We start from the raw sequence: 18,447 nt of genomic DNA, 5'->3' as shown, positions 1-18,447 counted from the left end.
GAGGCACAGGGAAAAGTCGCAGCGTCGGCTTCAGAACTCTTTAATGCGTGAATTTTGAATTTTGAATTGTTAACAACTGCTTGCGTCGTCTCCATAGAGAGACACTTAACATCAAGCCCATAATAGATAACAAGCCAAGACTTGTATCTGGCTCTGGTACTGAGCGGGTATCAGAAATTCCTAACCCTGGTAGTTTTTTAGTACCTTCCTTCACAGCACCCTGTAATAACTCAGGATCTAACCCCAACGCATCTAAAGCCGTAACAGCAACTTGGGTTGTTTTTACCGTCTGCGTTTGGATTGTAGCTTTGAGTCCAGAAGGTACAATTCCGCTAGCAGCAATCAATGCAACATGAGTATCGTCATCCGAAAAACCCCCATGTTCAGCCCTTTTTGTGCTATCTGAAATCACATATCCAGGGTTCAATTTGATAATTATATCTGGTGTACGGTCATCTGACAACGGATTGCCAAAGCCTGCTTGTTGTAGTGCATCACCAGAAAACACCTGATTAATCGCCGGATTATTGAGATTCTTTAAAAGAGTTGTCGCAGTATCAGCTTGGCTTTGATCTGCAAGCCAAAATAAGCCAATATCATCTTGTGTTGCATGATTTACGGTAATCCCAGCTTTTTCTAAGATATCTGTAAATGTGTTTTCGGAAATCAGGGTAGCTGTTCCTTCACGGGGACTTTGACCATGTTTTGCTGTCAAAACTACTAATGTTGAATCAAATAAATTTTGTTGTTTCAATGCATTAACTATGTTCCCGATACTAGCGTCTGTATGTTCTAAGGCATCAATGAATCCTCCTGAAAGTGTTCCATCAGCAGCAATTCCACCATTGCTGCTAGCATCTTTCTGGGCGACGCTGAGGGCTTGAAAGTTCATGCCAAAAATAGCAGGAGTTCCCGGAGTCGTGGTTCCTTGAGAATCCTTACCAGCAATTTGGTTTAAAAGCGCATTTACCTTCAGATCATCATAAGCCTCTGTGAGACTAGTGCTTTTAGTTGTCGTTTTAAATGTGAGATTGCTAGGATCTTGGGCTGTTGATTGATCAACTAATTTGCCGTTTTCTAAGGCAACTTTAGCATTGATTTCTGGAGCATAAAAGTCATCAACCCCGTTACCTGAAACCCCATTAGCAAGGTCATAGGCAGGATGTTTATCAATAAATGCAGTGTGTAACCCAGCATCGTGGGCTACCTCAAAAATTGTATTTACATTCAGGTAGTTATGAGGATAAATGGGTTTTCCTATGCTATCTACTGGCAACTTACTTGAATCAATGCTACCTTTGCCAAAATCACCTCCTCCACTAAGAAGATTGGAGTTTTTATCAATGCTTTCATCAAAGAGAACTTCAGTACTGGCAGGACTCCCTAGTTTACTTAATAATGAGCGACTATATGAATTGTCATAATAAACCCCTGTAGTTTTCGGACTTGCTCCTGTTAGGTAGTTCAATTCACCAGGAAAGGAATCGGAGGGTATGCTGGTAAAGGCGTTAGTGTAAGTAACACCATTTGCTTGCAAATTCTTAATATTCGATAAATAAGGTTGAAGTAAAGGATCAGCGATGTCAGCATCATGTAGTCCATCTACTGATAAGAGCAACACATGTTGGTAAAGGCTGGCTGCTGTTGCTGCTGAGTTATTAAATTGTAAAAATGTTTGTCCTATTAAAATAGTTGTGCTAAAAATTACTGTTTTAAAAATAGTAGGTAAATGGAAATTGCAAAATCGAGTCATCCTATTTATCTCCTTTGTTGATAACGTATCCTATGTATTTTTCTTTGAGGAATCAGCTTGATTGCTATCACATATTTTGATTGATCATCCGAATATTAATTAAATTAAATTAAGTTCAAGTTAAGAATATATGATGAAAACTTTAAAATTAACCGCAAGCCCTAATAATTTACATATGAAGGATGATGAGAATTTTGATAGTTGAAGATGACGATCGCATTGCGAAGCCATTAGCCGAGTTTTTAAGACGACAACACCATATTGTGGATATAACAACCGATGGGTTGGAAGCTTGGGAATGGTCGCAATCAGGATTATATGAGCTAATTTTATTAGATTTAATGCTTCCTAAATTAGATGGAATTACTCTATGTAAGCGTTTACGTGATGCTTCATCTAATGTTCTGATTTTAATGCTGACGGCACGAGATACAACAGGCGATAAAATTATCGGACTTGATGCTGGCGCTGATGATTACTTGGTTAAGCCATTTGACTTAAAAGAGTTAGCAGCACACATCAGGGCTTTAGCTAGAAGAACTCCAAATATTCGTCCCCAGATTTTAATCCACGGTGATTTGCAACTAGACCCAGCAACTCAACAGGTTACTTATAGAGGAAATATCATATCATTAACTCCTAAAGAATATATGATATTAGAATATTTTTTGAGAAACCCAAATCAAGTTGTCACTCGTTCTATAATTCTTGATAAACTGTGGGACTTTGATAAATCTTCGGGAGAAGGAAGTATAAAAACTCATATTACAAATTTGCGGAATAAACTTAGAGTATATGGAAGTTCAGAGGAATTGATTGAAAATATCTATGGCATTGGTTATCGTCTAGGACACAAGTAGAATAATTTAATAAAAATATTAATAGTAGTCAAATTGTCCGCTAATTTTTGATAAATCATGTGTTTAAAAGAATCAGATATCGTTTATTGTTGTCTTACTTAGTGGTGTTTGCATCGCTGCTGGGAATATTTGCGATCGCAGTCCGATTTGCTTTCACTCGCAGTCTGACTGAACAAATCACAGATAAACTCACAGCCATAGGGAAAGGTGCGGCTGCAAATGTAGAGTTTGAAAAAGGTCGCCTGACGCTTGAAAGTGACTTTCGTCCACAAGACTTAATTGCTTATCATCAAACATTACAGTGGTTTGATACTCAGGGAAATTTGATTAACCAACAAGGACAAACTGCTTTAACTTTACCTTTATTACCAAACAAGATGGTACAAGTTCAGAGGGGCAAAATCCCTATTCGAGCAGTGACTATACCAATTATCAAGAGCGATAATGGTGAGCTAGTTGGATATGTGAGGGTGAGTCAATCTTTAGAAGAATTTGATGAAACCCTGCAAAAACTGGACTGGGGATTAGGCGGCGGAATTATTATAACTTTGGTTCTTAGTGGTATTGGCGGAATTTTACTAACTCGTCAAGCAATGCAACCGATTGAGGAGAGTTTTGAAAGGCTTAAACAGTTTACTGCTGATGCTTCCCACGAACTACGCAGTCCATTAATGGCAATCAAAATTAATGCTGATTTGGCACTAGAATACCCAGAAAAAATAAGGCCAAAAGATATAGAAAAATTTCAGGCGATCGCCAGCGCTACTAACCAGATGACTCGCCTCACAGCAGACTTACTTTTCTTGTCACGTACTGATAAAGTTCCCACTCAGAATAGGGATAGTCTCAATTTAACGTCAATTTTGGAGAACTTAGTGCTACTTTATAAACCTCAAGCTGAAGCCAAGCAAATTAACTTGAAATTTCAATTAATTGCTAATCTTCAGTTAATAGGTGATTCCGTTCAATTAACGCGACTGTTTACTAATTTAGTTGAAAATGCCCTCTATTACACACCATCAGGAGGCGTAGTTGAAATTAAAACCAGTCGTGTCGGTTCCCATCTTTATGTCAACGTGCAAGATACAGGCGTGGGAATTGCACCAGAGTATATCGATAAGGTTTTTGAGCGTTTTTGGCGGGCTGATCAGTCTCGTTCTTATTGGGAAGGTGGTTCTGGTTTGGGGCTAGCGATCGCTCAAGCCATTGCTCAAAATCATCGTGGATTGATTACTGTCACAAGTCAGTTAGGCGTTGGTAGTTGTTTTACAGTATGCTTACCATCCTCTTAAATATGAGGTAATGGGATTTCAAGTTCACTACTCACTTACCATCATCATTGGTTTCGCGATCGCCATCACTACTTTCTTTAACTTGAATACTACTCTTGGGGCGAGTGGCTTCATTTTTCTCATCTTGTTGATTGGCATTTTCAACATAGAGAACTTTGCCATTACCAGCATCTACCGTAACTTCTTGCTGACCAATTTCTACAGCATAAATTAAGTTGCCATCTTCATTTTCGAGTTTGACGCTACTTGCCTTACTCCCCACAGATGCTTCAGCCGCTTGCTGTGCTTGTTTTGCTGTAATTTTAGCTAGCGGTTGCAGTTTTGCTGCTTGTTGCTGTTCTTGTGCATCGTCGTTGGTTTCACCGTGGCCATCACTGGCTTCAGCAACTTTAGTAACACTATGATGCTGACGTGCAATTGCTACAGAAGATTGTGGTTGTTTTGCAGACACAACTTTCGACAATCCAGCAAATCCCAAACTACTAACAAAAGCTGCTGCCAAAATGATTTTTGTTGAAGTTTTCATACTTGTAAAATCCCTGTAATTCTGGGTTGTTACTTTCACAGTAAGTAATAAAAGTCCAGGAATAGTCAAGATTAATTTGAGTTAATAAAACTAAATATTAAATGGTGAAATTAACTTTGAATTAGACATTTCAGCTATTTTTAGTGCCTCTATCAGGAAAAAATTCCGTTTTAAATCAAATCTTGACTATTTCTTGACTTTTGCTGTGTAAAGTAAAATCACTCAATAATTTCTGATAACACAGCTAACTTTAAGATGTTATGAATAAAATGTTAAATAGGGTTCCAGAGGTTACAATTTACTTCTGGATTATTAAGGTTCTGGCAACCACGGTAGGTGAAACCGCAGCAGATTTTCTGTCAGCAACCCTGAACCTTGGTTTAGGCGTTACATCCTACATTATGAGCGGCGTGTTAGTGATTGCGCTGTTGAATCAGTTTAAGCTTAAACGCTATGTTCCAGCAAGTTTCTGGTTTGTGGTCGTTTTGATAAGTATCGTTGGCACACTGATCACTGATAGATTGGTAGACGAGCTTGGAGTTAGTTTAGTGACAACTACTGTAATTTTTAGTGTTTCCTTGTTGGTAGTTTTTGCGCTGTGGTATTCAAACGAAAAGACATTAGCCATGCACTCCATCAATACAGCTAAAAGAGAGCTTTTTTATTGGGTGGCTGTTTTGTTTACGTTTGCCTTGGGTACTGCAACAGGAGACCTTTTAGCAGAGTCTTTGGGACTAGGTTATGCACAATCAGCACTGATATTTGGTGCTTCAATTGCAATCATAGCGATCGCTTATTATTACTTGTGGATGAATGCAGTTTTGGCATTCTGGTTAGCTTACATCTTGACTCGTCCGCTTGGAGCATCTATGGGTGATTTACTATCACAATCTGCTACAAATGGAGGCTTTGGTTTTGGTACGGTTGGGACTAGTATGATTTTTCTTTCTATAATCGTAACCCTGGTTATTTACTTAAGCCTTAAGCAGAAGAAATTACCTCTACTGCCAATTGACCGACAAGACTGATTAGCGATCGCTGACTTACTATTTTTTATTGTGAAAAATAAATGAACAAAGTTGCAAAAGTCACAATTTTCTTCTGGATCATGAAGATCATCGCCACAACGCTCGGCGAGACGGCAGGTGACTACATCTCAATGTCTCTTGGGCTGGGGTATTACGTAGCTTTTGCTGTAACGTTCGCCATTCTGACTATTTTACTGTTTTTTCAAATTCAATCCGACAGATATCGTCCAGCCCTTTATTGGGCGGCCATCATTGCAACAACCACAGCCGGAACCGAAGTTTCAGACCTGATGGATCGATCTCTTGGGCTGGGCTACGCACTGGGATCGCTTCTTCTGGTAGCTGGTCTGTTGAGCGTTCTTGCCATCTGGTACTACCGCGATCGGGATCTGAGCGTTTATCCGATCATGAGGAAAGACGCAGAGACTACCTATTGGCTGGCCATCGTGTTCTCCAACAGTTTGGGAACGGCCTTCGGTGACTTTCTGACAAGCAACTTGGGACTGAGTTATATTCAGGGCGCATTCGTGACAGCCAGCGTCATTGGTGTTGTCATAGCCCTTCACTACGTAACAAAGTTGAGCGATATTCTCCTATTCTGGGTGGCGTTCATCTTCACGCGACCCTTCGGAGCCACCTTCGGAGATTTTCTTACCAAACCAGTCAAAGATGGCGGTCTATCACTGCCAAGAGGCTATGCTTCGGCGATCGCCTTTATCCTACTGGCAGTTGTCTTATTCTTTTCCGTGCGAAAGGAGAAAAAAGTGCGTCACCTAGTTGAGTGATTGCGTTTAAGCAAATAAAGATGCCCTCGATTTTGATACTATCGGTTCATCTATAGTTCTTGTATCTCTACTTAGATTCTCTATCCTGTTCACCGCTCTAAAGCAAAGAAGACTAATCGTGGTCACGCTTTCTAACGACGAATGACATTAAAGTATGCTCCGACAAGTTTCTAATTTCTGGTTGCGTCATATACATCCTCGTTTGGTTTCCTTAATTGCGACAATTGGTATTATTGGACTTGCTAGTTCTCTGCTCATCCTTTTTGTTTTAGCAAAACTAACTACAGAGGTTTTGGAGCGAGAAGCTTTTGCATTTGATACTACTTTTTTGTTATGGCTACATCAGTTCGCCAATCCAAATTTAGATAATTTAATGCTGTTTATTACAAATCTTGGTAATCCTAATACAGTGGTTATAGTTGCAGGTATTACTGTTTTATTACTTTGGTGGCGACATTACCAAGAAGAAGCGAAAGTTTTTGTACTTGCTTGCTTAGGAGGGTTAATTTTAAATACAGGGCTAAAGTTGTTTTTTTCTAAACCTCGCCCTGAACTGTGGCATCGCTTGATTTCTGAAACATCTTTTAGTTTTCCTAGCGGTCATGCACTAGGCTCTGTTGTACTTTATGGTTTTATTGCTTACGAATTGGCAACTCACTATCCTAATTTTGCCAAAGTTATTTACAGTTTAACTGTTATTTTAATTGCTGCTATTGGGATCAGCCGCTTATATTTAGGAGTCCATTGGCCCACAGACATAATTGCAGGTTATGGAGTCGGTTTTTTGTGGCTAATGATATGTATTACGATGCTTAAATTGCAAAGATTGAGGCAAGAAAAGTTAGTTGATTAAATCGTACACCGAAGGAGTTACCGTTGGTAAAGTCTCTCGCAAAGAAGGCATCTGGATAAGAATTGTCTCATCAGATTTTTTAATCACCCGATTTTTTTGCCCCATATACTTGTAAATGAGCGCCTTTTAGGGAAAAAACAGCCCAGCCTACTCCTTCCTCCCCCATTCCCTACTCAATTGATCCCCAAGTTACCAATCCAAGATAGGATAGACGTTGATTTACGTATTCTTCTACTTAATGCTTATGAAGCGCTATTGGTCGCGTTTGCTTGCGCTGGTTTTGGTTGTAGCTGTGGGCTTAATGGGCTGTTCTGGCAGTCCAGATAGTTTGACTGGGGATTATCGCCAAGACACCTTAGCTGTAGTCAATGTTATGAGACAAGCTCTGGATATATCACAAGATTCACCAGAGAAAGCAGCAGTTCAAGCAGAAGCGCGTCAAAAAATTAATGACTTTTCAGCTCGCTATCAGCGAGTTAACTCTGTTTCTGGTCTTGGCTCGTTTACAACCATGCGAACAGCCCTCAATTCCCTAGCTGGACACTACAGTTCTTACCCAAATCGTGCCGTACCCGAAAAACTCAAAAATCGTTTAGAGAAGGAGTTACAGCAGGTAGAAGTAGCACTCAAGCGTGGCGGTTAACTCTTAACTATTGCCTACTCCATCATCAAGAGTCGATACTTTTGACTCTTGATGATTTTATCAACTTGATAAGCTGTTCCACATCTAGTTTGCATATTTAAATTTAATCAAAGTCTTGTGGGGTGGGCCGGAAAGCCCGCCCTAATTATGCAAGTTAAAGGTAGAACAGCTTATTAGTTAGAGTTTTAAATTTTCAACTAAACTGATTGACACTTTTCTAGCTAAAAGCCTTGTCACAGTTCAACTTACTTCGTCTCCATCCAATTTTCACCAACACGCGCATCCACCAGCAACGGTACACTCAACTGAACTGCGTTTTCCATCACCGACTTAATTTGCGGTTGTAATTCTTCCCACTCATGAGGGGGGATTTCAAACACTAATTCATCGTGAACTTGCAACAACAAACGCGCCTGATAGTTTTTCAAAATCTCATGCAATCTTACCATTGCAATTTTGATAATATCAGCGTTGGAACCTTGAATTGGTGCATTAGCAGCAGAGCGTAATAAACCCGCATCCAAAGCACCCAAATTTTTCAATTTACTCAAGTCAATATCTTCTGGATTACCGCCTTTTAATCTGTGTAAACTGTTACTAGTAAAGTTAAAATAACGACGGCGACCGAAAATAGTCTCTACATAACCAAGAGCGATCGCTTCTTTTTTCACTCGCTCCAAATATGCAAATACTTTCGGATATCGTTCATTAAACCGCTTAATGAACTCATTGGCAATGTTTTTATCTATCCCAGTTGAGCGCGAAAATCTGAGAGAACCCATTCCATAAATCACGCCAAAATTGATAGTTTTGGCTAACCTTCGTTCATCTGATGTTACATCTTCTTTTTCAAAGACTAACCGCGCGGTAACAGTGTGAACATCTTTATTTTGCTGATATGCTTCCACTAATATCGGCTCTTGACTTAAATGAGCCAAAATCCGCAATTCAATTTGTGAGTAATCAGCAGCTACCATTAACCAGCCTGGTTCCGGCAAAAATGCCTTACGAATTTGGCGACTAAAAGTCGTACCGATAGGAATATTTTGCAAATTCGGATTAGAAGAAGACAGACGGCCAGTATCTGTCACAGTCTGATTAAAATCTGTGTGCAATCGCTGCGTGTCTGAACGTACTAGCTTGGGAATAGCTTTCACATAGGTAGAATAAAGTTTGTGCAAGGTACGATATTCTAGGAGGGCATCGATAAATGGGTGATCTCCTTGCATATTTTCTAGTATGTCAGCAGCGGTAGAGTAATAACCCTTACTAGATGTTTTGCGGGACTTTTTGCTATTTAGCCGAAGTATGTCAAATAGCAATTCACTTAACTGTTCAGGTGAGTTTAAATTGACAATATCACTTGGTAAGACATCAGTAATTCTCTGCTTAATATCAAGCAAATCTATTTTTGGCAATTCTTTGAGTATTTTTTGGAAATAGGCTTTTAAGATTGGACTGGGTAAAGTATCGTATTTTTTTTGCTTAATAGATACTAAATCAGGTTGATTTTGATCCCATATAGTTTCAAAATAGCCTTTTAATTCAGAAGCAGGTATAGAACTATAGGCTATTTGCTCAATCTGTGCTAAATCATTTTCTAACTGAACCGAAAATTTGTGCAGATAAGGTAAATCAATACGAACGCCTGTGTATTCCATTTCGGCTAAAACTGCTTCTAGTGGCTGTTCCACTTCCACTAATAGCTTAGACAAAGTTGGAATTTGATCCAGTTTTTCACGCAGTTTCGACACTAAACCAAAGGTAGAATAAGCATCCATACCGCAGTAATCTGCTACCGCAGGAATATCTATATCAGCGATGGTTTTACCTGTAGGAACTAAATCTAAGTAACTTTTAGCCGTCAATCCCAAATATTTATTCGCCAAATCCATCAAATTATGGCTAGAATCAGCTCTTAGAATGTAACTTGCCAGCATGGGATCAAACACCACTCCCGCCAAATTAATTCCTTGACACCTGAGAACTAAGCGGTCAAATTTGGCATTTTGTAAAGCTTTCGGATAATCAGCACTTTCGAGAATTGGGCGTAATACTTCTAACGCCAAATCTTTATGCAAATTTTCCCCAGTTTTGTGCCCCACAGGAATATAGGCTACCTCATCTGGTTCCGTTCCCCAACAGCAACCAATTCCTACTAACTCAGCATCTCTTGGTTCTAAAGCTGTAGTTTCAGTGTCCCAAGCAACGGGAGTCTCTGGGGTGGTGAATGTTTGCAAAAGTTTCACTAACTCAGTTAATTTGGCTTCAGTGTTAATGATGCGTGGTGTAATTGGAGAAGTGAATTTTTGTGGAACTGCTGCTGTATCACTAGCACTGAAAAACCACAAATCATTATCTTCATCATCCCTTAATTCTGAGTTAGTATTGGGATTACTTGCATCTGTTTTGGCTTCTTGTTTGTCTTCAATTTGGCCACCAAAACGTTGCTGAAGGTCGTTTATTTTGCCTAAAAAAGACTTGAATTCTAATTTTTCTAAAATTGGTGATAAGACGCTTGTATCAAAACCTTTTAATTTGCAATCTTCTAAATCAAATTCTATCGGAACATCTAAAACTATAGTTGCCAAATAGCGAGACCTATCAGCGTCTTCTTTACCACTTGCGAGTTTTTTCTGAGTTGCTCCTTTAATTTCACCTAAAGCAGCATAAATATGATCAAGAGAACCATAGGTATTTAGCAGCTGCACTGCTGTCTTTTCACCAATTCCCTTCACCCCAGGAATATTATCCGATTTATCACCACAAAGAGCTTTGAAATCAACAATTTGTGAAGGTAAAACGCCCATTTTTTCTTTAACTTGTTCTGCTTCAAATTCCGTGATGCTATTTGTAGAGCGCTTTAGGGCATCTGGACTAAAATTCAGAACAGTAATTTCTTTGTCAGAGTCGATCAGTTGAAATAAATCCCGATCGCCAGTGAGAATCTTTACCCTATACCCAGCAGCAGTTACTCTTTGTGCTAAGGTTCCCAAAACATCATCTGCCTCGAAACCAGGGGCAGTGAAAAATGGTAGATTGAAGCCATTCAGCAACTCATGCAGGTTTGCTAAGTCAGGAATAAAGTCTTCTGGCGTTTCCGGGCGATCGGCTTTATAAGTCTCGTCAGCTTCGTGGCGAAAAGTTGCCTCACCCAAATCAAAAGCGATCGCCATTGCTTGGGGCTGTTCTGTTGCCATTACCTCCAGCAGGCACTTCACAAAACCAAAACATATACTGGTAGGAATCCCCGTTTTGGTACGCAGTCCTCCATCTCGCCCTTTGGCGAAGGCAAAGTATGAACGATAAGCCAGAGAGTGTCCATCTACAAGGATGAACGTGGGGCGTGTTGCGGTTGCAGAAGTGATTTCAGACATAGCCCTATTTTAGCAATTTCAGATGCTCGTTCAGCTTGGCTTTGGCAACAATAGCGCCGTTTTTGCGTACTAAGGGACTTCCAACAAATAAATTACCCAATCTTGTGGGGTGGGCATCTTGCCCGCCCGCAGCCAAAGGCGGGCAAGATGCCCACCCCACAAGAAGTAGTTGAGTATTTTTTTATTTGCCAGCCCCTAATTGCTCTTGCATATAATTTTAGACAAAAGGATGTCTAAGTATTTATAGCTTTAGTACCTAAGCCCAGGAGAACCAACTTTTGGCACGTATGTATAAGTACGTAAGTGACTAGAGAACCCAATTTTTTCTACTACTCCCCACTAGTCGCTAGAGCCTGTTAACCTCTTATTGAAACTTAAAATCTAGGAAATTATGCAGAAAGGATCTGCCAGACATTTGGCATCTATTGATCATCAGGCTGCTGCAAAAGACATTAAACTATTAGTTTTGGATATAGATGGCACGATCGCCGGACATTCTAACACCGTCAGCCCAGGTGTAAAACAAGCTATTATTGCCGCCCAAGCACGAGGAATTCAAGTGGCGATCGCTACAGGTCGAATGTATCGTTCAGCCTTGCGCTTTCACCAAGAAATCGGCTCTATTTTACCATTAATGGCCTATCAAGGAGCCTGGATTCAAGACCCGATCACCCAAAAAATTCATCGCCATTGGGCTGTTTCCAGGGAATTCGCCCACCAGCTAATTGACTATTTTGAACAGCCTGAGTTGCGATCGCTCCTATCTGTCCACTTTTATATTAATGATCAGCTATACGTCCGTGAGTTAACTAGAGAAACCCAAATTTATGCACAACGTTCTGGTATTACCCCGATTCCTGTGGGTGATTTGCGCCAAACCTTAACGAATGAACCGACAAAAATTCTTGCTTTGTGCGATGACACTGATGTGATCAACCAGCTATTGGGGAATTTGCGCCGCCAATACACACCTGCTGAACTTTATCTGACAACATCTGTTGCTACCTTCTTTGAAGTAACTAACGCCTCTGTGAATAAAGGAACTGCTGTACGTTATCTAGCTGAAGAATTGCTGGGGTTACAGATAGCTAACGTTATGGCGATTGGCGATAATTTCAATGATGTAGAAATGCTGGAGTATGTTGGCCTCGGTGTAGCTATGGGCAACGCACCAGAAGGAGTGCAAGCGATCGCGCAGTGGATAGCTCCTAGTGTAGAGGAAGACGGAGCAGCAGTAGCAATTGAAAAGTTTTTGCTTTAGTGAGGGCAGTTTTTAAAACCTAACCCATATAAATCAGAAAGGACACCGACGACTGGCCGTGTTTCGTCTCGGTGCCCCTGCTGGTTCGCTCCTCACACACCTGCTAATGTAGCTGAGGTGATGGATTGAGTCAATACCTGTGATAAAAGTTTTTATTTTTTACCTAAGCGACATTACTGATTTATAGCTCCAAGCGCGCAAAAACCCCCAAATTTTCCTCTAGCACATATCTTAATACTGACTGAGTAGCCATCAGCAATCCAAGTCTGGCTTGAGCTACCTCTGGTGAGGTAATTTTCACTTCACCCCAAATCCGGCAATTAGACCAGAACTTTTCAAAAGCTTGGCTCAAATTCAGCGTTACTTTTTCCCATTTCACAGAACCGCTAATATCAGGGCACTCTATATTGTCTACCACTTGTACTAACTCGGCAATTAGACGATGCTCATCTGGGTGATTTAGCCGCAGTATTCCATCACAGTTGAGCCAAGGTATGGGATTCGGAGCAATAACACTCCAAAAAGCTGGACTAGTATTTGGAACTGGTTCTCTAAGTTTAATCAATCCCTCTCGGTGAGCCAGCAACACTAGCGAACAGCAGCGTGCATGGGCATATTGAACAGCAAACAAATTGGGCATTGGGCATTGGGCATTGGGCATTGGGCATTGGTTATTCGCCTTGTCTCCCTCATCTCCCTCATCCTCCCCTGCCTCCCCTGCCTCCCCTGCCTCCCCTGCTCCCCCACTCCCCTCTCCCCCCAAACTCCCGACTACGAGACTTTGTAACCAAGTCGCTAACGTGGAGTCAGTCAATTCAAAATGTATCCAACCAGGGGGAACTATTTGGATGCTAAAAACGTCACCACAGATCCCTGATATATCTGAGGCGATCGCACTAGCAAGCTCCATAGCTTTTCGATTCTGAGATTTTGAGAGTCGTAGAGCCACACCTGAGATATACAAAACTCTACTATTATCTCTACCTTTATATAGATTTTTTATTTCATCTTTTATGCATATACTTTTGATGGTAAAAGTATTAATACTTAGTGACTTTCTCAAGTGACTAGATACTAGCTGTTTGATTGACGTATATTTGCTGACTAGTAATTTATCATGCACGTAATTTTATAGAAATCATTATGTAAAATATATTTGTTATTTTTCTGTCATCTATCTTGCGGTGTAAATTTACTTTAGATGAAGAAAAATGAGAGGAGGATAAAATTTGATGAATAATCGATGAATAGTAAGTAAACTTTACTACCATCATTGTACAGTAGGAAGTATAACAAAAGAGTAGAGAGTAATTTGCTTTCTATTCTTTGGATTGGCTGGCGCTGTTAGGCGTTAAGTCTGCCTCGCCAACACAAAGACACTCCTTGCACCTTTTTATTTACACGTCTTTGTTTTCAGCCGAACGCTCTTTGTTACCTATGCAATCTCCATCCTCCTTTTCTGAGGCATCACGGCCTTTTTTGACTTGGCAACGAATTCTTGACTGGGCTCAAGAACACTACCGCTGCCGCACCTTTAGCAAAGATGAGCGCATTCCAGCTCGACCTGGATTGCTATATTTAGTGCAAAGGGGTGCGATCCGCATGGTAGGAACCGCACAAGTTAGTGCGACTGCTAGTCAGCTAACGTCTCGACGAATCAACAGAACCCCAGAAGAAGCGTTCTTGGGTTTTGTGGGAGCGGGACAGCCATTTGAAATTGTTGCCCAATCACCATTCACACTCCAGGCTTACGCCCATGTTGACCAAACTGCGGTGCTGTGGATGTACTGGCACGACCTAGACAACTGGCCTCACTTCCGTCGCGAAGTTATGGATGCCTTTAGGTATCAGCACCAGCGTAAGCTGCTGTGGCTGAGTGCCTTGGGACAACGCCGCACAATTGACCGACTCTTAGGATTTCTCACATTGTTAATTGAGGAATATGGAGAGCCAGCAATGAGCGACACTGATCCTGATGTGATTCGCGGCTATGCTCTGCCCTTCCCCCTCACTCATGCCCAAATTGGTAGCGCGATTGGTTCGACCCGTGTCACCGTCACCCGCTTGATGGGCAAGCTACGTCAACGTGGCTTAATCCTCACTCAAGGTGATAATCTCATTTGCTTGCCAGCAGAGTCGATTAATAGAGCTGGTTAAAGCACAGTTCAGAGCGGCGATTTCCGCCACTCTGCCTGAGTGCGATGGGCTACACCCCTACGGAGGGAGGCGATCGCAGGTGTCAGCGAATTTTGACAAACCCAGCTTGGGTAATCAGTTCCTGTCCCTGCTCACTCAGCAGTAAGTTGGCGTAAGCGACACCTGCTTGCTGCTCAGTCTGACCATTCTGTTTGACCACCACAAACAGATTGCGGGTAATCGGGTATTTTCCTGATTGGAAAGCCTCAATGTTCAACTTGTTCCGTTTACCAGGACATTCAGACGGGAGGACAGAAGGTTCTTGGTAGGGAGCAATGTATTGCCCTTGCGTCCGCCCCAACGGCAAGGCTTTGATTGAGCATTGAGGAATTACCTCTGGGGCAGAAGCGTAATAGATACCACCAGGACTACCAGCCAATTTTTGCAAGGCTTGGGTGGTTGTGGAGATAAATTCCACATTGGAACTGAAAGCTTGACCACCCAAAATGTCTTGGACAAAAAGCTCAACCGTACCGCCATCAGCAATGCGGCGGGAATACGGCTTAATCGGAATATTGGGGCCGCCCACCTGGCTCCAATTATTAATTTTGCCTGTGTAAATTGACTTTAACTGGTCTATGGTCAGTCCTGGGATGTTAATGTTAGGGTTAACTGCGACTGCCAAACCATCAATTGCCACAGGAATTTGTTTTAAACTGAACCCACGCTGCTGGCTACGGCTTAATTCCTGATCTAGAATTGGTCGGGAGGACTGAGCAAAAGCTAATTGACCGTCTATCAGCGACTGGATGCCAGTACCAGAACCAGGAGATGCATTGCTGGGTTCTACATAACGCAGCCGTAACTCTGGTCGCGCCGCTTGAATTGCTGGATCAACGACTAGTCGAATCGGTGCCCAAGATGTACTGCCTCCATAATTGAATAATCCTGTAGGAACATCCTGTACTGAAGTGAAAGTATTGCCACTAGGTTGTTCCGATCCGGCTTGGGGCGTTTTGGTGTTACCAGAATTAATTGTATTTAGATCGACACCAGATTTTCTAGTAAACCACCAAAAACCGCCAGCTATTAGCCCGACGGTAATTAGGATGGATAATACAAGAATAGTTGTTTCATTTTTTTGGGACATAGTATAATTACCCGCGCGTCCATTCAATATAAGTGCTTGACTTGACAAGTGCTTGCTACTTGAGATTGTATTTGGAGGACGGGGATTTTGTTAGCAAATCCTAACTTCGGAGTAATTTAGAAGTCAAGGTATAATAATTTTCATTTGGATTATTCGTCTCTTATCTCAAGGTTTGAGTGGTGGTAAGAATAAATTGACACTAATATTTTTCCCCATAAAGTTCAATTTCTCATCTTGAGGGTTTTTGCCGGTTAAGTATTGGTTAATTTTTAATTTTTTATTGCTGATGAGCGCACTGGTTCAAAGTCATAACCAGTGCGGGAGCGAGAACCAGGAACGATTTTTACAAGTTGGACTGGTGCATTGCGATCGCCTGATGCTAAAAACCGAATTGTACCAGAAGCGCCAGTAGCAGAAAAGTCAGAGGAGGCTACTGCTTGTTGGACTCCCGATCTCGTAGGATTGCGTTCTAATGCCGCAATTAGAGCGACAGTAGCATCATAGCTAAGGGCGCTTCGCCAACTCACGTCGCCGCCCCATAACTGCCGGGATTTCTGAGGAAAATCTGACTTGGGATCGCTATCAATATGCCAGGGAACTGCCAATACCATCCCCACAGCTTGTTCTCTGCCAATTTCTAAAGTTTTAGCGGTGTAAACATCATCTCCCGCCAGCAGAGTTAACTTTTTCTGGTTAATTTGAATTACTTGCAGCGCTTTATCCAGAGTTTCAGTGTTAGCAGCTAACATCAACACTTCTGCACCTTGCTTAGTTGCTTGTTCTAAACTTTTAGCCGCACTAAAATCCGCCTTGGATAAGTCAAATTCGCCCGATACCTGTCCACCTTCTAGGGAAACAGATGAAACAAACTCCGACTTTAAGGACTGGCTATAGTTACTCTGAGAATTAAAGAAAACCACTGCATTTTTTTTCTGCAAGGTTTTCGCCATATAGTTGGCTAAACTTCTAGCAGCCATAAAATCACTGGGAACTGTGCGAAAAATGTAGCGGCTAAAGTTAGAAATTTTTACAGATGTGCTGGTAGGAGATATGGCTACAAGTTGCCCAGAAGTATAGATAGTACCTGCGCCTAAGGTGGAATCGCTAGTATTCGGCCCAACTACACCTAATACTTCAGAATTACTGACTAGGTTGGAAGCAATTTGCTTGGCTATTTCTGGATTGTCGTCATCGTTAGCTATCCCTACCCTCAAAGGTACTCCCTTGACTCCTCCAGAGCTATTGACTTGATTTTGGGCTTGGGCTATCCCACGTAAAATTTCTAAAGCAGTATTGGGGTCAGTGCCTAGTGGTACAGAAGCCACAATGGTGTAGCTCTTGGAAGAGGCTATGCGGGCATTGTTCAGAAAGATCAGCGCTTCTGGATCGTTACGGTTGAGTTTTAGGGCAGCTGTGAAATTAGCGATCGCCCGATCATAACTTTTAGCAGCGATCGCCTGTACTCCTTCTTTTTTTGCGGGAGAAATGTTACCTGAAGTCAAAGTTTTTTCCCCAAAACTAATCCGGTCTTGTAGGGATGAATTGCTGCCTGTTTCCTGATTTGGAATGATGGTATTACCAATTTTGACCGCAGAGCCATTAGTAAACCACCACACACCACCGCCAACTATTCCAACTGTCAGCAACAGAGCCAAGCCTAAAATTGTGGTTTCATTCTTTTGTGACATGAACAAATTTGAATTAAATAAAAATAAATCTAACCGCTTTGATCATTTAAGTCTGACAAATCCAGCCTTTTCAATCAGTTCTTGACCTTCAGGTGTCAGCAGCCAATTTGCATAAGCAACGCCTGCTTGCTGATCTGTTTGACCATTTTGTTTAACGATTACAAATAAATTGCGGGTAATTGCATAGTCTCCGCTACGAAATGCTTGACTATTCAACTGATTACGTTTAGTGGGACATTCAGATGCAGGTACAAAGGGTTCTTGGTAGGGAGGCACAAATTGACCGCTTGTGCGCCCTAGTGGTATGGACTTAATCGTACACTGGGGTACAACCTCTGGGGCAGAAGCATAGTAAATTCCGCCAGGACTTGCAGCTACTTTTCGTACCGCTTCCGTGGTGGTGGCAACATAACTAACGTTGGCACCGAAATTCTCTTTATTTAGAATATTTTCAACAAAGAATTCCACTGTACCTCCGGCTTCTTTGCTACGAGAGTAGACTGTAATTGGTAAATTTGGCCCACCTACTTCTTGCCAGTTGGTAATCTTGCCTGTGTAGATGTTTTTGAGTTGGGCGACAGTTATACCAGGGATGTTGAGATTGTGGTTAACTGCGATCGCAATCCCATCAATTCCCACCGGAATTTCTTTCAAACTAAATCCTTTTTGTCTAGCTTCTGTATTTTCTTCAGCTTTAACTGAGCGAGAAGATTGAGAAAAAGCTAGTTGATTATCTATCAACATCCGAATACCAGTTCCAGATCCTGGTTGACCTGAAGGAGGTTGAGTGTAACGTAAAATAAACCGAGGACACAGGTTTTGCAGTACGGAGTCTACGTCTTTACGGATGGGTGCCCAGGTTGTACTACCACCATAATTGAATGTCCCCTCTGGGAGATTTGCCACGTTACATTTGTTGACAAATTGGTTTACGGGATTACCTGTATTGCCAGTTTCCGAAGGTTTAGTAACAGTTCCACTTAATTGCGCCCACCGTTCCATAAAAAACCATAGACCACCAAAGATTAAACCACTGGTGATCACAACAGCTAAGAAAAGACTAAGTGTTTCGTTTTTCTGAGACATAGGTAGCTG

General features: G+C 41.6%; 15 protein-coding genes. 8 read left to right on the top strand and 7 right to left on the bottom strand.

Features of this window, described 5'->3' with window-relative positions:
* Window positions 1-40 precede the first annotated feature (40 nt).
* Entirely contained in the window at window positions 41-1,753 is a 1,713-nt protein-coding gene (locus HWQ23_RS17785) for an alkaline phosphatase family protein (RefSeq protein WP_292830493.1), read from the bottom strand.
* A 185-nt stretch (window positions 1,754-1,938) separates the two neighbouring features.
* Here HWQ23_RS17785 and HWQ23_RS17780 point away from each other — a divergent pair, with 185 nt between their 5' ends.
* Both HWQ23_RS17780 and HWQ23_RS17775 read left to right on the top strand, forming a co-directional pair.
* The gene (locus tag HWQ23_RS17780; protein WP_292830788.1) at window positions 1,939-2,613 is read left to right on the top strand and encodes a response regulator transcription factor; all 675 of its coding nucleotides are present in this window, start codon (window positions 1,939-1,941) and stop codon (window positions 2,611-2,613) included.
* 59 nt (window positions 2,614-2,672) lie between these two features.
* The gene (locus HWQ23_RS17775) at window positions 2,673-3,905 is read left to right on the top strand and encodes a sensor histidine kinase (RefSeq protein ID WP_292830491.1); all 1,233 of its coding nucleotides are present in this window, start codon (window positions 2,673-2,675) and stop codon (window positions 3,903-3,905) included.
* 31 nt (window positions 3,906-3,936) lie between these two features.
* On the opposite strand, the gene HWQ23_RS17770 is transcribed toward HWQ23_RS17775, so the two are convergent.
* Window positions 3,937-4,431, bottom strand: coding sequence for a PepSY domain-containing protein (locus tag HWQ23_RS17770; protein WP_292830489.1), 495 nt, complete (start codon window positions 4,429-4,431; stop codon window positions 3,937-3,939).
* Window positions 4,432-4,691: 260 nt separating this feature from the next.
* Between HWQ23_RS17770 and HWQ23_RS17765 the strand changes: the two genes are divergently transcribed.
* From HWQ23_RS17765 to psb27, 4 genes are all read left to right on the top strand, one after another.
* Window positions 4,692-5,459 (top strand): COG4705 family protein, encoded by a 768-nt coding sequence (locus tag HWQ23_RS17765; RefSeq protein WP_292830487.1) that lies wholly within the window; start codon window positions 4,692-4,694, stop codon window positions 5,457-5,459.
* A gap of 41 nt (window positions 5,460-5,500) precedes the next feature.
* Window positions 5,501-6,244, top strand: coding sequence for a COG4705 family protein (locus HWQ23_RS17760; RefSeq protein WP_292830485.1), 744 nt, complete (start codon window positions 5,501-5,503; stop codon window positions 6,242-6,244).
* A 154-nt stretch (window positions 6,245-6,398) separates the two neighbouring features.
* On the top strand, window positions 6,399-7,097 hold the full coding sequence (locus HWQ23_RS17755; protein ID WP_292830483.1) for a phosphatase PAP2 family protein: 699 nt from the start codon (window positions 6,399-6,401) through the stop codon (window positions 7,095-7,097).
* Between the two features lie 238 nt (window positions 7,098-7,335).
* A complete protein-coding gene (gene psb27, locus HWQ23_RS17750) occupies window positions 7,336-7,740 on the top strand; it encodes a photosystem II protein Psb27 (protein WP_292830785.1) in 405 nt (134 codons plus the stop codon).
* 245 nt (window positions 7,741-7,985) lie between these two features.
* Here the strand turns inward: psb27 and HWQ23_RS17745 are convergent, their stop codons facing one another.
* Window positions 7,986-11,117, bottom strand: coding sequence for a DNA polymerase I (locus tag HWQ23_RS17745; protein WP_292830481.1), 3,132 nt, complete (start codon window positions 11,115-11,117; stop codon window positions 7,986-7,988).
* A 391-nt stretch (window positions 11,118-11,508) separates the two neighbouring features.
* Between HWQ23_RS17745 and HWQ23_RS17740 the strand changes: the two genes are divergently transcribed.
* Window positions 11,509-12,378: a Cof-type HAD-IIB family hydrolase gene (locus HWQ23_RS17740; RefSeq protein ID WP_292830479.1), complete on the top strand. Its 870-nt coding sequence runs from the start codon at window positions 11,509-11,511 to the stop codon at window positions 12,376-12,378.
* Window positions 12,379-12,559: 181 nt separating this feature from the next.
* Here HWQ23_RS17740 and HWQ23_RS17735 read toward each other — a convergent pair whose 3' ends face one another.
* Window positions 12,560-13,288, bottom strand: coding sequence for a DALR anticodon-binding domain-containing protein (locus HWQ23_RS17735; protein WP_365741817.1), 729 nt, complete (start codon window positions 13,286-13,288; stop codon window positions 12,560-12,562).
* A gap of 527 nt (window positions 13,289-13,815) precedes the next feature.
* Between HWQ23_RS17735 and HWQ23_RS17730 the strand changes: the two genes are divergently transcribed.
* On the top strand, window positions 13,816-14,535 hold the full coding sequence (locus HWQ23_RS17730; protein WP_069068606.1) for a Crp/Fnr family transcriptional regulator: 720 nt from the start codon (window positions 13,816-13,818) through the stop codon (window positions 14,533-14,535).
* An 82-nt stretch (window positions 14,536-14,617) separates the two neighbouring features.
* On the opposite strand, the gene HWQ23_RS17725 is transcribed toward HWQ23_RS17730, so the two are convergent.
* The 3 genes from HWQ23_RS17725 to HWQ23_RS17715 all read right to left on the bottom strand — a co-directional run bounded on the left by HWQ23_RS17725 (window position 14,618) and on the right by HWQ23_RS17715 (window position 18,438).
* The gene (locus tag HWQ23_RS17725) at window positions 14,618-15,664 is read right to left on the bottom strand and encodes a PstS family phosphate ABC transporter substrate-binding protein (RefSeq protein ID WP_292830474.1); all 1,047 of its coding nucleotides are present in this window, start codon (window positions 15,662-15,664) and stop codon (window positions 14,618-14,620) included.
* A 269-nt stretch (window positions 15,665-15,933) separates the two neighbouring features.
* Window positions 15,934-17,352 (bottom strand): ABC transporter substrate-binding protein, encoded by a 1,419-nt coding sequence (locus tag HWQ23_RS17720; protein WP_292830472.1) that lies wholly within the window; start codon window positions 17,350-17,352, stop codon window positions 15,934-15,936.
* A 42-nt stretch (window positions 17,353-17,394) separates the two neighbouring features.
* Window positions 17,395-18,438 carry a PstS family phosphate ABC transporter substrate-binding protein gene (locus HWQ23_RS17715; RefSeq protein WP_292830470.1) on the bottom strand — a complete coding sequence of 348 codons (1,044 nt, stop codon included), beginning with the start codon at window positions 18,436-18,438 and terminating at the stop codon, window positions 17,395-17,397.
* Between the last annotated feature and the right edge of the window lie 9 nt (window positions 18,439-18,447).

Source organism: Nostoc sp. JL33 (assembly GCF_017114985.1).
In the GTDB taxonomy this organism is placed as follows: Bacteria; Cyanobacteriota; Cyanobacteriia; order Cyanobacteriales; family Nostocaceae; genus Nostoc.
This window is presented reverse-complemented; position numbering and strand designations above follow the sequence as displayed.

What these genes read in the sequence shown, in the direction of transcription:
- HWQ23_RS17780 (WP_292830788.1), top strand. Translation starts at nt 1,939, where the DNA reads ATGAGAATTTTGATAGTTGAAGATGACGATCGCATTGCGAAGCCATTA.
- HWQ23_RS17765 (WP_292830487.1), top strand. Translation starts at nt 4,692, where the DNA reads ATGAATAAAATGTTAAATAGGGTTCCAGAGGTTACAATTTACTTCTGG.
- HWQ23_RS17730 (WP_069068606.1), top strand. Translation starts at nt 13,816, where the DNA reads ATGCAATCTCCATCCTCCTTTTCTGAGGCATCACGGCCTTTTTTGACT.
- HWQ23_RS17745 (WP_292830481.1), bottom strand. Translation starts at nt 11,117, where the DNA reads ATGTCTGAAATCACTTCTGCAACCGCAACACGCCCCACGTTCATCCTT.
- HWQ23_RS17720 (WP_292830472.1), bottom strand. Translation starts at nt 17,352, where the DNA reads ATGTCACAAAAGAATGAAACCACAATTTTAGGCTTGGCTCTGTTGCTG.
- HWQ23_RS17770 (WP_292830489.1), bottom strand. Translation starts at nt 4,431, where the DNA reads ATGAAAACTTCAACAAAAATCATTTTGGCAGCAGCTTTTGTTAGTAGT.
- HWQ23_RS17755 (WP_292830483.1), top strand. Translation starts at nt 6,399, where the DNA reads ATGCTCCGACAAGTTTCTAATTTCTGGTTGCGTCATATACATCCTCGT.
- HWQ23_RS17735 (WP_365741817.1), bottom strand. Translation starts at nt 13,288, where the DNA reads ATGGAGCTTGCTAGTGCGATCGCCTCAGATATATCAGGGATCTGTGGT.
- HWQ23_RS17740 (WP_292830479.1), top strand. Translation starts at nt 11,509, where the DNA reads ATGCAGAAAGGATCTGCCAGACATTTGGCATCTATTGATCATCAGGCT.
- HWQ23_RS17725 (WP_292830474.1), bottom strand. Translation starts at nt 15,664, where the DNA reads ATGTCCCAAAAAAATGAAACAACTATTCTTGTATTATCCATCCTAATT.
- HWQ23_RS17785 (WP_292830493.1), bottom strand. Translation starts at nt 1,753, where the DNA reads ATGACTCGATTTTGCAATTTCCATTTACCTACTATTTTTAAAACAGTA.
- HWQ23_RS17715 (WP_292830470.1), bottom strand. Translation starts at nt 18,438, where the DNA reads ATGTCTCAGAAAAACGAAACACTTAGTCTTTTCTTAGCTGTTGTGATC.
- HWQ23_RS17760 (WP_292830485.1), top strand. Translation starts at nt 5,501, where the DNA reads ATGAACAAAGTTGCAAAAGTCACAATTTTCTTCTGGATCATGAAGATC.
- psb27 (WP_292830785.1), top strand. Translation starts at nt 7,336, where the DNA reads ATGCTTATGAAGCGCTATTGGTCGCGTTTGCTTGCGCTGGTTTTGGTT.